This is a genomic window from Niallia oryzisoli (assembly GCF_036670025.1).
Lineage (GTDB): Bacteria > Bacillota > Bacilli > Bacillales > Cytobacillaceae > Bacillus_BD > Bacillus_BD oryzisoli.
On record NZ_CP137640.1, the window covers coordinates 938,069 to 950,809 of the forward strand.

Here is a 12,741-nt window from a genome sequence, read left to right on the forward strand (position 1 = left end):
TTCCCCTTTTTAATTATTAAAAAAATTTCGGGAGGATTTTGATTCAAAATAAATATTTTTCATGAAAGATTAGCAGTCTAAGAAAGGAATATGGTTCATTACGATAAAATGGGAAGGTGGGCTTAAGAAAAATAATGACATTAGTAAAGCATTTATGGAAAAACTTTATGGAAGATGATGTTTTTGGTATTGCTGCTCAATTATCGTATTTTTTTCTGCTTTCCTTATTTCCGCTCCTTATTTTTTTAATGACCTTATTTCCCTACTTACCCATTACCGAAGAAGACTTGCTTATTTTGTTTCGTGATTTTGCTCCCAGTGGGACAATGGAATTAATAGAATCAAATCTTGAACAAGTATCACAAAAAAATGGCGCCCTGCTGTCATTTGGAGTGATTGGAACAATATGGTCCGCTTCCAATGGAATTAATGCAATTGTTAAAGCATTAAACAAGGCCTATGAGGTGGAGGAAGGGCGCTCCTTTCTCAGGACGAGATTCATGTCGATTGTCTTAACATTTGCTATGATTTTAGTTATCGTCGTGGCACTGATTTTGCCTGTGTTCGGGAAACATATTGGGACGGTTCTTTTCGCTCAATTAGAGCTATCAGCACAGTTTATTTCAGTCTGGAACGCTTTACGCTGGCTAGTTAGTTCAATTATTATTTTTGTCATATTTATCGGCCTTTATTGGTTGGCGCCAAGTAAGAAATTTGCCTGCCGAAGTGCTATTCCTGGAGCCGCGTTTGCTACAATCGGTTGGATTCTGACTTCGTTTGCCTTTTCGTATTATGTGAGTAATTTTGGCAATTACTCAGCTACCTATGGCAGTATTGGAGCTATCATTGTATTAATGGTCTGGTTTTATATTTCGGGAGTTATTATTATCATCGGAGGAGAGGTAAATGCCTTTTTCAGCAATCGAATAAAGGAGGATTGTTAAGCTTCCTCTAATTACCTCCATTAATTCCTTCACTGCGGTTAAAAATAGAAAGGGGATTAGGAACCCATTACTATTTATAGGAGGAATTCAGATGACAAAGCATACGAAAAAAGATGGCGGCACAAAGCAGCAAAAAAATAAAGGCGGTTCAAGTAAAAAAACGTCCGGGTCTGCAAATGGCTCAAATGGATATCACTAAAAGCAAAAAAGGTCTGGATTCCTCCAGACCTTTTTTAGGACTGTTCTTAAGAGCGAAGTAATCGTAAGCCGTTTAATATAACTAATATCGTACTTCCTTCGTGGCCGATGACACCTAATGGCAGATCAACTGCCTGTAGAAAATTCGAGCAAATAAGTAAGATAATCACACTGATTGAAAAAATAACATTCTGTTTGACAATTTTGTTCATCCTTTGCGAAAGGCGGATCGCTTCTGAAATTCGCGGTAAATCATTTTTCATGAGAACGACGTCGGCGGTTTCAAGAGCCACATCGGTTCCGCCGCCCATCGCAATGCCTACATTGGCTGTAGCAAGGGCAGGGGCATCATTGATCCCATCACCAACCATGGCAACATTGCCGTATTTCTCTTTTAACTTTTTAACATACTCCACTTTATTTTCCGGCAGACATTCAGCAATATATTCATCCACATGGCATTCTGAAGAAATAGCCTGCGCTGTACTTGAACTGTCACCAGTTAACATGATTGTATAAATTCCTTGAGCTTTTAATTGATCGATTGCTTTTTTCGTTTCTTCGCGAACAATATCCTTTAAGGCAATTAACGCTGCAAGCTGATTTCCTTTTTGAACATAGACAACCGTTTTTCCTTCTGCTTGAAGTTTGTTAACCGTAAGGTCAGCTATTTGATCAGCTTCAGCCTGTTCAACAAATCCTGCTTTACCAATTTTCCATTCTTCCTTGTTGATGACCGCCTTCACTCCCCAACCTGGAACATCTTCAATTCCGTCAGGGTCTATAAGTCTTGCTGATAATTTTTTCTTCGCATAATTGACAATGGCACTTGCGAGAGGATGATTGGAATGACTTTCAATTGAAGCGGCAATAAGTAATACTTCATTCTCATCCAATCCATTATTGACAATTACATTGGTTACCTCCGGCTTGCCTTTTGTCAATGTCCCTGTTTTGTCAAAGGCAATGGCCTTGATATGATTTAAATTTTCTAAATGAACTCCGCCTTTAAAAAGGATTCCATGTTTGGCGCCATTTGAGATCGCTGATAAGGTTGCAGGCATAATGGAAGACACAAGCGCGCACGGTGAAGCGACGACAAGCAATACCATTGCCCGGTAAAAAGTTTCGTTCCAGCTCCACCCGAGTAAAAAATGTGGAAGAAACATCATGACAGCTACGGTTGCAAGAACAATTTTTACGTAATTCCCTTCAAAGCGTTCAATAAATTGCTGCGATGGGGACTTTTCGCTTTGTGCTGATTGTACTAAATCAATGATTTTTTGGAATAATGTTTCATTTGCCTGTTTGGTAATTTCCACTGTAATCGAACCATTTAAATTAACTGTGCCAGCAAAAATATGATCCTGATATTGTTTTGCAACCGGAATGGATTCTCCAGTAATGGCGGCTTCATCTATCGTTGTAAATCCCTTCAATATTGTGCCGTCGGAAGGGACTCTTTCCCCAGGCTTAATGAGTATCTGATCGCCTATTTTTAATTCGGCTACACTGACCCGTTCTTCCAGCCCATTTGTTACCCGCAATGCTTCTTCAGGCTGCAGCTTCATTAATGAAGAAATTTCTTTATTGCTTTTATTCATTGTGTAAGTTTCTAAAGCACCGCTTAAGGCGAAGATAAAGATTAAGATGCAGCCTTCCGTCCAATAGCCAATAATGGCAGACCCAATTGCGGCAAAAATCATCAGCATTTCGACATTGAGCTCTTTATTCTCAATGGTCGCTTCAATCCCTTCTTTTGCCTTTGCAAACCCCCCAATGATAAATGCGGCGATATATATAATCACGGATAATGCTTCATGGCCGTTTTTGTTAAGAATCCAGCCGATTAAAATAAATATTCCACATACTATAGCAGCAATTAACTCCCAATTGACTTTAGCCTTTTCCAAAAGACTCTCGTGTGAAATTGTCTCACTGCTTTCTAAGACTTGGACCTTTGTCTCCATTTTAATTCCCCCTTTTTTCTTTTCTACTATTTTCATACTAAAAAATTCTTAATTGAGAAAAAGAATCAGAATCAATACCCTTAAAAAACACGAAAGCTGCCACCAGGCCGGTGACAGCAAAAAGAAGAACTTTTTTTATATTATTTCAACTTTACCATACAAAGGCTGTTTTAGAAAAGAAAGATGCCTTATAATAAAAAATGGAAATTTTTATCTATTATATGGTCCTGTGTGGGTTTTAGTTACATATTTTTTCAATCATGATTGGTTTTGTGAAATGTACTTGGATATGATACAGGATAGAAGTTCACTCTCAAAGGAAAGGAATGAAATGTAAGATGGTAGATAAAGCTTTTATGCTTTTAACCTTCATTGGTGTACCATTGTCGGTTATCGGCTCGCTGATGCACTGGCCCAGCATTTTATTATTTGTCATTTACTGTTTAACCATTGTTGCGCTGGCAAGTTTTATGGGACGGGCAACCGAAAGCTTGGCAGTAGTTGCCGGACCGCGTATCGGCGGTCTATTAAACGCAACGTTCGGAAATGCAGTAGAGTTAATTATTTCGATATTTTCATTAAAGGCAGGTCTCGTCGGCGTGGTCCTTGCTTCGTTAACAGGTTCTGTTCTAGGAAACCTTTTGCTCGTTGCCGGCCTGTCATTTTTTGTCGGAGGCGTCAAGTTTAAACGGCAGAGGTTCAATGTTTATGATGCAAGACATAATTCAGGACTGTTAATGTTTGCTGTCATTGTTGCTTTTGTGATTCCTGAAGTATTTTCAATGACGATGAATGAAGGGGAAACGATTGCATTAAGTGTGGGAATATCCCTTATTCTAATCGTTCTATATCTGGCTGCGCTTTTCTTCAAACTTGTCACACACCGGGGTGTTTATCAGCCTAAGGAAGACAGAGGAGAGAATCATCATGAAGAGGAGCCTGAATGGGGGAAAGGGAAAGCCATTGCTATTCTTGCCCTTGCAACGGTAGCTGTTGCCTACGTTTCTGAGAATCTGGTCCATACATTTGAGGCTGTAGCAGAATCGTTCGGCTGGACAGAGTTATTTATCGGGGTAATTATTGTGGCAATTGTCGGAAATGCAGCTGAACACGCTTCTGCAATTCTAATGGCTTTGAAAAATAAAATGGATATTGCTGTGGAAATAGCAATTGGTTCAACATTACAGGTATCGATGTTTGTTGCTCCTGTTCTGGTGTTAATCTCGCTTTTGTTTCCCGTCAATATGCCGCTCATCTTTACATTACCTGAACTCATATCAATGGCATCAGCCGTATTATTAATGGTTGTTATTTCAAATGACGGTGAATCAAACTGGTTTGAGGGAGCTACTTTGCTGGCAGCCTATTTTATTATGGGAATAGGTTTTTATCTCTTATAAAGAAGACTTCCATCAGTGAGGGTTTTTCTTCATCCCCCACTGATGGTTAGTCACGCAGAGCCTGATTGGCTTTTCTAAGGGCTGAAGCCCTAAGAAAAGACCTTATCGCACTTATCACACAGAGCCTGACTGACTTTTCTAAGAGCTGAAGCTCTAAGAAAAGATCTTGTCGGACCTTTACGGGCAGTTGATCTCCCACCTATCCTCTTTTGTATCCTCATGAATCTTGAGGTGGGAGTCTTACTGCCCGTTAAGAGTGGGATAAAAAGTTTTCAAGTAAAATATTCTTCTTCACATGGATAATCTCTATAAACTCCGAAAACAATATACTTGATGGAATTCAGCCTGTTATATTGAAAGGAGTTCTTTATCGTGAAGAAAAAACTGATTTATGCGATTATCGGATTTGTTGTCATGCTTTCTTTCCTGCCTTTTGCTAAAGCAGAAAAGCAGCAGGAAAAAGCAGAGCAGCCTCCAAAACAGACGATTTCGGTGCCGAGTTCGGTTATGAATATCGCAAAAGATAATACATATCCAAACCCTACTGTTGATATGCCGAGATTAGAACCTAGTGACTTGACGAAAGAACTTATTGATTCATCTAAAGTAAAAATTGAAAATCCCGATCTTATACGTATGTTGAACGAAACAACGGTGAACAGTACGCCCTTTGCCATTGGCTATCGCGCGATTGTATACCTTGGGCAATGGCCGCTAAATTATGAATCAGTAGAAACGGCTCCAAATTGGGAATATCAAAAAATTAATACAAATTATTATGATAATCGCGGAGGAAAAACTCCTTACCAGATTCATTATGTACAGGAAGCACAGAAAATGATCCGAGGCGGATTAACGGCAAAGGTAGCAAATACAGAAGAAGTAAAAAATATGATGATGATCAAGGCGATGCAAAAGTCTGGTTTGCCCTTATCCTTTGAAACCGTTATTGGCGGCGGGACAAAAAAAGATCAAATATACAATGTGCCACCGAAAATGCTCGGATATTTACATGCATTTGCACCTGCTGTAAACGAGAAAGGGAAAATAACGTATGGTGAAGTGTATTTAATGCTAAAAGGTGGTAAAAAGATGATTGTGATTAAAAATGTAACCTCACAGGGGATCAGTGCTTGGATTCCAATTCAAGACCATGTCTCATTCGGATTTATCGCGAGCGAACATCCACGATAAGGTGTCAGGCACCACAAAAAGACAAAAGACTGTTATTTGTCTATATGTGGTGCCTGATACCATTTTTTTAAATTAAAGATTTTCTGTTTTGAAAGGTAAGATTCTTATAATAGCTGTTTTTTACTAATACATTTGGGCCGAGACAGCGGACCTCCGGGCAATGACAGTTTAGAGAAGAGGCTAATTTTGTTTGTAACCATTCGTCAAACACATCAACAAGTCTATCGTTCTGAATATTCCCAAGAGGCGGAGTATCGCCAAAATCCGTCACAATGACATCCCCAGTAAAGATATTAATATTTAAACGGGAACGGCCGTCAGGGTCGTTTCGGACTGTAACCTTTTTTTCTGAAGCCAATCTTCTTAGCAGCTCTAAATCTTCTTCATTACTCATGCATGCATAAAAAGGAAGGGTTCCAAACAGCATCCATGTGTCACGGTCTCGAATATCTAAAAGATGATGGATACTAGAGCGAATTTCAGCCAAACTAAGAGTTTCCAAGGCGGATGCAAAATCTGATGGATACATTGGATGAATTTCATGTCTTTGACATTTCATTTCATGGACAACCTGTTGGTGAATATGTTCTAAGTGCGGCAGCGTTCTCTTATTTAACATCGTTTCAGCCGAAACCATTACACCGTTCTCCGCTAGAATCCTGCTGTTTTGAATCATTCGGTGAAACAACTGTTTCCGTTGTTCTATCGTCGGTTTGCGCTCCATTCTGGCAAATCCGCCCTCGATGAAATCTTCCTCCGTACCCCAATTATGTGAAATATGAAGCACATCTAAATAAGGAATAATGGGAGCATAACGCTCTATATCAAGGGTTAGATTAGAATTGATTTGTGTTCGTACACTGCGGTCAGAGGCGTATTTTAACAGTGGTACAACATACTGTTCTACTGATTTGCTTGATAGAATCGGCTCTCCCCCTGTAATGCTAAGCGAACGGAGATGAGGAATTTCATCAAGTCGTCTCAGCAGCAGTTCGAGTGGAAGACCTGCATCATCCTTCGCTTTTAGTGTATATCCAACAGCACAATGCTCGCAGCGCATATTACATAAATTTGTAGTAGTGAATTCGATATTTGAGAGAGTCAGTTTTCCATGCTCTGTTATATCCATATAGGCTTCCCAAGGATCGTAATCGGATGTTAGTTTTTGTTTTTCAGAGAGCATTATTTTCTCCTTCCCTAAGTTTCCATATTTTATATCTGGTATATTTTTCAACATAGTCATTATTCATTTTTATTAAAACGGTGTCAATACAGATTCATATGAAAGAAAAGAGATTTCATGAATTAATTATCATTATGTGTAATCGATTTTCGAAAGGATATAATAATAGCAGTTTTTAAATGACATAATTTCTCCCTAGTATTGCTTAAAGCAGGAATATTCGATAGGATGGATACGATAGTGAAAGGAGCGAGTTTTTTGGGTAGTCCGATACAAGATAAAAATATGCAGGTTTCCTATTTAAAACAACGTCTAAACATGTTTATGGATGTTTTGGATGCTATTGATCCAGAGGAGACTGATATCGAGGATATTGATCGTTTAATTGCAATGATTGATGACCTGGAATCTAAATGCCGCGAATTTAAAAATCGTGATTGATAAAGAGTCAACTAATTGACTCTTTTTTCTTTTTAAATCCTGTTTATACGAGTATAATTGAAGGTGTCAAAATTATCGAAAAATAGGGTTGTTTTTTATGGGGAGGAGAAATAATTCATGAATATTGAAAAATTTCAGGAGAGTATGTACAAGCTGATTGTTGAAACATCAACCCAGCTTCCAAAAGATGTCCGCCGTGCAATTAAGGCAGCAAAGGATAAGGAAAATGCGGGAACAAGATCAGCGATGGCTCTTGGAACCATTACAAATAATATTGTAATGGCTGACGATAATATATCTCCGATTTGTCAAGATACAGGTCTGCCGACATTTAAAATTAAAACTCCGGTTGGAGCTAACCAAATTGAAATGAAAAAAGCTATCTACAATGCGATTGCAGAAGCAACAAAAAACGGGAAGCTGCGTCCAAATTCAGTTGATTCTCTCACTGGGCAAAACAGCGGCGACAACTTGGGCGGCGGTACACCGGTGATCAAGTTTGATCAATGGGAAAAGGATTATATTGATATTCGCTTGATTTTAAAAGGCGGCGGCTGTGAAAATAAAAATATTCAATACAGCCTTCCTTCTGAGTTGGAAGGTTTAGGCCGTGCAGGACGTGACCTTGATGGTATCCGTAAATGTATTCTTCATTCTATCTATCAGGCACAAGGACAGGGCTGCAGCGCCGGATTTATCGGAGTCGGCATCGGTGGAGACCGTTCCAGCGGCTATGATTTAGCAAAAGAACAGCTTTTCCGCTCAAATGATGATGTGAATCCAATTGAAGAGCTGCGCCAACTAGAAGAATATATCATGAAAAATGCCAACAACCTTGGAATCGGAACAATGGGATTTGGCGGCGAAACGACTCTTTTAGGCTGTAAAATTGGTGTGATGAACCGTATTCCAGCAAGCTTCTTTGTTTCTGTTGCTTATAACTGCTGGGCATTCCGCCGCTTAGGTGTTGCCGTAAACCCTGAAACAGGCGAAATTAATGAATGGATGTACCAGGAAGGTGAAAAAATCGATTTTGCTTCTGAAGCCGAAAAAGAAACAGCAGCAGCTTCAGAAACTTCCGTCAATGTTGTTGAATTACAAGCACCTATTACGGAAGAACAAATCCGTCAATTAAAAGTAGGTGACGTAGTTCGCATCAATGGAAGAATGTACACAGGCCGCGATGCGATTCACAAATATTTATCTGATAATGATTCCCCGGTTGATTTAAATGGACAAATTATTTATCATTGCGGTCCGGTTATGTTAAAGGATGAGGATGGAAATTGGCATGTAAAAGCAGCTGGTCCGACTACAAGTATTCGTGAGGAGCCATACCAAGGTGATATCATGAAACGCTTTGGTATTCGTGCTGTTATCGGTAAAGGCGGAATGGGTCCAAAAACATTGGCTGCGCTGCAAGAGCATGGCGGAGTTTATTTGAACGCTATCGGTGGTGCCGCACAATACTATGCAGACTGTATTAAATCTGTAGACGGCGTTGATTTAACACAATTCGGTATTCCTGAAGCTATGTGGCATCTGCAAGTGGAAGGCTTTACTGCTGTCGTAACAATGGATTCCCATGGAAACAGTCTTCACAAGGATGTTGACCAGTCTTCACTTGAAAAATTAGCTCAATTTAAAGAGCCTGTATTCAAATAAGATTATTTTCTTTTAAAAGGATGAACGCATTTGTTCATCCTTTTTTGCTATTTTTGGAAACACAAAAAACCGCATGATTCTGCCACACTCAGAAACAATAAAAACAACAAGAATAATCCGATAAGGAGAAGTGTACATGAAGAAGTTAATGAAACTGCTAATCATTGTATGTGTAGTAATGTTTGTTTCTGTTTCGAGTGTATCGGCAGAAAGCTATCCAAATCGGCCAATCCACTGGGGCTTTAAAAAGGCTTCAGATGGTATACCGGCAGAAGCGGGGCAAGAATGGGATCAATTGCTTGAAAAGCACGGAGCCTATTATAAAGGCGATCCAAATAAAAAGGATATTTATTTAACCTTTGATAATGGGTATGAAAACGGCTATACAGCTAAAATACTAGATGTTCTCAAAAAAGAAAAAGTACCTGCTGCTTTTTTTGTTACTGGGCATTATTTAGAAACAGAGCCAAAACTGGTCAAAAGAATGGTAAAGGAAGGGCACATTGTTGGAAACCATTCATGGCATCATCCTGATTTAACGCAGGTAAGCGATGAACGATTAAAGGAAGAGCTTGAAGAAGTAAAAGAGAAAACAGAGGAGCTCACTGGCGTAAAAACGATGGATTATATCCGACCGCCGCGTGGGATTTTCAGTGAAAGGACAATGGCTTTAGCGAATGACCAAGGCTATAAGCATATTTTTTGGTCATTGGCTTTTATAGACTGGAAAATAGACCAACAAAAAGGTGCTCAATATTCCTATGCTAATATTATGAAACAGATCCATCCAGGCGCCATTCTTCTTCTGCATACCGTTTCAAAGGATAACGCAGATGCACTAGAAAGTGTCATAAAAGATTTAAAAAAGCAAGGCTATACATTTAAAAGCCTAGATGAACTAACAAAGAAAAACACCGAGGAAAAGAAAAAGAAAAAGAAAACAAAGAAACCTCAAAAACAAAAGAAGAACTAATTTAACACATTAAAGCGCTGGGGGACAGTCCCCCAGCGCTTTAATGTGTTAAAGAACGAGAAGAATGGGGCATGGATTATTCAATTATGTCCAAGGGGTGGAATGAATAATTGAATAAAACATGAACCTTAGTTCAAGTATTGCACTGATTGCTAGCAGTGTCAATAAAAATGAACTTTGGTTCAGCTTTTGTTCTATGTTACTATAAACACAGAGGTGATTGTATGTCTGAGCATGAAGACCGGCAGCTCGTTGGTACATTTCCTATTATGCCAAAGCAGGAAAGGGCCCAGCAAAAAAGGAATACATTACTTGAAAGTGGTCGTGAATTATTTATTAAAAATGGATATGAGCCGACAACTGCAAAAGAGATTGCTACACATGCAGGGGTGGCCATTGGCACCTTTTACCGTTATTTTTCTGATAAACGTCAGTTGTTATTGGCCTTACTATATAATCAGTTAGATAAAATGCTTCCCCCGGAACCTAGTTGGGACAACACCAATCCAGAACAATTCCTTGCCGGCATTCTTGAAAATCATTACCAACAACTTGAACAAATAGGACTTCATAAGGTATTGACTGAATTATTAATACGGGACCCAGAATTAGCAGAAGTATTAATTCAATCTAGAAAAAAGTGGCATGCTCGGATCCTATCTGGTTTACAGCTTGCGAAAGAGAAGGGGGTAACCTGGACAGATTTAGACATGGAGATGGTTGCCTGGTCCATTTTGGTTATACTGGAGAATATACCGACAAAAGAAAAAGAGAGCGGGCTGAAGACGGATTATGCTGAATTGGCAAAATTAATATGCCGAATGATTTTTCCACCAAAGGAGATGACATCTTAATACGTCAACAGTACATACATATTTCATGGAAACTGAGAATAATGGAGTGAATAGAATCAATGCAGAAAGAACAAGATGTCAAAATAGAGTTAAAACAAACCTTTCCTTTAACGATTAAACGACTCGGAATTAATGGAGAAGGAGTCGGTTATTTTAAAAGAAAAGTGGTCTTTGTTCCAGGTGCCCTTCCTGGTGAAGAAGTTGTAGTAGAAGCAACAAAAGTCAATCCAAAATTTACGGAGGCAAGAATCAAAAAAATCCGCAAACCATCTGAATTTCGTGTGCAGCCACAATGTCCTGTTTATGAAGAATGCGGCGGCTGTCAGCTTCAGCATCTTCAATACGATCAGCAGCTTAAAGAAAAACGTGATATCGTGATACAGTCATTAGAGCGGCATACAAAGCTGCCGATTGAACAGTTAGATATACGAGAGACAATCGGGATGGAAAATCCTTGGAACTATCGGAATAAAAGTCAGTTCCAAGTTGGTCAAAAAGATGGAAAGATCCTTGCCGGCTTGTATGGGATGAACTCCCATAGTCTTATTAATATAGAACAGTGTGCCGTCCAGCATCCTAAAACGAATAAGGCAATTGGAACAGTCAAGAAAATTCTTCAAAGGCTGCAAATTCCCATTTACAATGAAAAGTCGGGTAAAGGGATTGTAAGGACGATTGTTGCTAGAGTGGGAATTCAAACGGGTGAACTGCAAATCGTCTTGATTACAGCAAAATCAGAGCTTCCACAGAAAGAGCTCTTAATTGAAGAAATCAAGAAGAGACTCCCGAATGTGAAATCGATCATGCAAAATATTAATGGTCAAAAGACTTCCCTCATTTTTGGAGAAAAGACTGTGAATCTTGAGGGGAAGGATTTTATTCAAGAGACATTGGGTGAACTTAATTTTGAACTATCGGCTAGAACGTTTTTTCAGCTCAATCCGGAACAAACGGTTCTTCTATACAATGAGGTGAAAAAGGCGGCCGGGCTCAGCGGTAGTGAAAAAGTAGTCGATGCATACTGTGGTGTTGGAACAATTGGTCTCTGGGTTGCGGATCAAGCAGCGGAAATACGCGGCATGGATGTGATACCTGAATCGATTGAAGATGCCAAGAAAAACGCTGCTCGTCATGGAATCAAGCATGCAAAGTATGTAACGGGAAAGGCCGAGGTTATTTTGCCGCAATGGGCGAAGGAAGGATGGAAACCGGATGTCATGATTGTTGACCCGCCAAGAACAGGTCTTGATCAGCAGCTATTACATACTATGTTGAAAATCAAGCCGAAGAAGCTGATCTACGTTTCCTGTAATCCATCAACTTTAGCTAAGGACATTCATGTACTAGCAGCAAAATATAAAGTAGAATATATCCAGCCTGTTGATATGTTCCCTCAAACGGCACACGTAGAATGTGTCACAAAGCTGGTTTTGAAATAAACAGATTAGTGAAAGAATAAAAGGGGATGTCAATGCACATCCTCTTTAATAGACCTATAACAAAAAAACAATTGAATTTTAATATTTTCTTGTTATAATTCATGTATATTATTCCTTGTTAAGGAGAACGTTATGGGAGAGACATGTAGATTTGTTGTTAATGCGGTTGGAAAAGGCGGGGAAACCTACTATACTCATTTTAGTAGTAAACAAGATTTGGATAAGTGGGTATCAGATAACCGGGAAAAATTATCAATGGACGAGTTAAAGATAGTGGATAAGCATAAGCGTAAAAATCCAATATTAAGATTGTTTAACCTATAAAATCATAACATTTAAAAACTGAAACGCCATTCTTTCTAGAATGGCGTTATTATTTTATGCTCAGCATGAGAGAATTCTAACATTAAATTATTTCTATAAATCGGATGAAAACGCTTCATAAATGTTTAAGAAATGTTCACAGGGAAAGGGACAAAA

The 12,741-nt window shown here is 39.0% G+C and carries 11 protein-coding genes; 9 read left to right on the plus strand and 2 right to left on the minus strand.

From position 1 onward, the window contains the following. The first annotated feature begins 134 nt into the window (after nt 1-134). Nucleotides 135-944 (plus strand): YihY/virulence factor BrkB family protein, encoded by an 810-nt coding sequence (locus tag R4Z09_RS04720; protein WP_338451211.1) that lies wholly within the window; start codon nt 135-137, stop codon nt 942-944. A gap of 245 nt (nt 945-1,189) precedes the next feature. Here R4Z09_RS04720 and R4Z09_RS04725 read toward each other — a convergent pair whose 3' ends face one another. Next, on the minus strand, nt 1,190-3,112 hold the full coding sequence (locus tag R4Z09_RS04725) for a heavy metal translocating P-type ATPase (protein ID WP_338451212.1): 1,923 nt from the start codon (nt 3,110-3,112) through the stop codon (nt 1,190-1,192). A 338-nt stretch (nt 3,113-3,450) separates the two neighbouring features. Between R4Z09_RS04725 and cax the strand changes: the two genes are divergently transcribed. Together cax and R4Z09_RS04735 are read left to right on the plus strand one after the other, a co-directional pair. Next, nucleotides 3,451-4,512: a calcium/proton exchanger gene (gene cax, locus R4Z09_RS04730; RefSeq protein WP_338451213.1), complete on the plus strand. Its 1,062-nt coding sequence runs from the start codon at nt 3,451-3,453 to the stop codon at nt 4,510-4,512. A 414-nt stretch (nt 4,513-4,926) separates the two neighbouring features. Beyond that, entirely contained in the window at nt 4,927-5,706 is a 780-nt protein-coding gene (locus R4Z09_RS04735) for a YfkD family protein (protein ID WP_338453198.1), read from the plus strand. A gap of 67 nt (nt 5,707-5,773) precedes the next feature. On the opposite strand, the gene yfkAB is transcribed toward R4Z09_RS04735, so the two are convergent. After that, nucleotides 5,774-6,889, minus strand: a complete 1,116-nt coding sequence (gene yfkAB, locus R4Z09_RS04740; RefSeq protein WP_338451214.1) for a radical SAM/CxCxxxxC motif protein YfkAB — start codon at nt 6,887-6,889, stop codon at nt 5,774-5,776. 258 nt (nt 6,890-7,147) lie between these two features. Between yfkAB and R4Z09_RS04745 the strand changes: the two genes are divergently transcribed. The 6 genes from R4Z09_RS04745 to R4Z09_RS04770 all read left to right on the plus strand — a co-directional run bounded on the left by R4Z09_RS04745 (nt 7,148) and on the right by R4Z09_RS04770 (nt 12,585). Next, on the plus strand, nt 7,148-7,330 hold the full coding sequence (locus R4Z09_RS04745; RefSeq protein ID WP_338451215.1) for an SE1561 family protein: 183 nt from the start codon (nt 7,148-7,150) through the stop codon (nt 7,328-7,330). Nucleotides 7,331-7,447: 117 nt separating this feature from the next. Continuing rightward, a complete protein-coding gene (locus tag R4Z09_RS04750; protein WP_338451216.1) occupies nt 7,448-8,995 on the plus strand; it encodes a fumarate hydratase in 1,548 nt (515 codons plus the stop codon). A gap of 178 nt (nt 8,996-9,173) precedes the next feature. Further along, on the plus strand, nt 9,174-9,968 hold the full coding sequence (pdaA, locus tag R4Z09_RS04755; RefSeq protein WP_338453199.1) for a delta-lactam-biosynthetic de-N-acetylase: 795 nt from the start codon (nt 9,174-9,176) through the stop codon (nt 9,966-9,968). 224 nt (nt 9,969-10,192) lie between these two features. Next, nucleotides 10,193-10,822 (plus strand): TetR/AcrR family transcriptional regulator, encoded by a 630-nt coding sequence (locus R4Z09_RS04760; protein ID WP_338451217.1) that lies wholly within the window; start codon nt 10,193-10,195, stop codon nt 10,820-10,822. A 59-nt stretch (nt 10,823-10,881) separates the two neighbouring features. Next, complete coding sequence (rlmD, locus tag R4Z09_RS04765; protein WP_338451218.1) at nt 10,882-12,261, plus strand: 23S rRNA (uracil(1939)-C(5))-methyltransferase RlmD; 1,380 nt, start codon at nt 10,882-10,884, stop codon at nt 12,259-12,261. Nucleotides 12,262-12,393: 132 nt separating this feature from the next. Then, the gene (locus R4Z09_RS04770) at nt 12,394-12,585 is read left to right on the plus strand and encodes a hypothetical protein (protein ID WP_338451219.1); all 192 of its coding nucleotides are present in this window, start codon (nt 12,394-12,396) and stop codon (nt 12,583-12,585) included. The last annotated feature ends 156 nt before the right edge of the window (nt 12,586-12,741 follow it).

Excerpts from the sequence above, each read along its gene's own strand:
- R4Z09_RS04720 (WP_338451211.1), top strand. The coding sequence starts at position 135 with ATGACATTAGTAAAGCATTTATGGAAAAACTTTATGGAAGATGATGTT.
- R4Z09_RS04725 (WP_338451212.1), bottom strand. The coding sequence starts at position 3,112 with ATGGAGACAAAGGTCCAAGTCTTAGAAAGCAGTGAGACAATTTCACAC.
- cax (WP_338451213.1), top strand. The coding sequence starts at position 3,451 with ATGGTAGATAAAGCTTTTATGCTTTTAACCTTCATTGGTGTACCATTG.
- R4Z09_RS04735 (WP_338453198.1), top strand. The coding sequence starts at position 4,927 with ATGCTTTCTTTCCTGCCTTTTGCTAAAGCAGAAAAGCAGCAGGAAAAA.
- yfkAB (WP_338451214.1), bottom strand. The coding sequence starts at position 6,889 with ATGCTCTCTGAAAAACAAAAACTAACATCCGATTACGATCCTTGGGAA.
- R4Z09_RS04750 (WP_338451216.1), top strand. The coding sequence starts at position 7,448 with ATGAATATTGAAAAATTTCAGGAGAGTATGTACAAGCTGATTGTTGAA.
- pdaA (WP_338453199.1), top strand. The coding sequence starts at position 9,174 with ATGTTTGTTTCTGTTTCGAGTGTATCGGCAGAAAGCTATCCAAATCGG.
- R4Z09_RS04760 (WP_338451217.1), top strand. The coding sequence starts at position 10,193 with ATGTCTGAGCATGAAGACCGGCAGCTCGTTGGTACATTTCCTATTATG.
- rlmD (WP_338451218.1), top strand. The coding sequence starts at position 10,882 with ATGCAGAAAGAACAAGATGTCAAAATAGAGTTAAAACAAACCTTTCCT.
- R4Z09_RS04770 (WP_338451219.1), top strand. The coding sequence starts at position 12,394 with ATGGGAGAGACATGTAGATTTGTTGTTAATGCGGTTGGAAAAGGCGGG.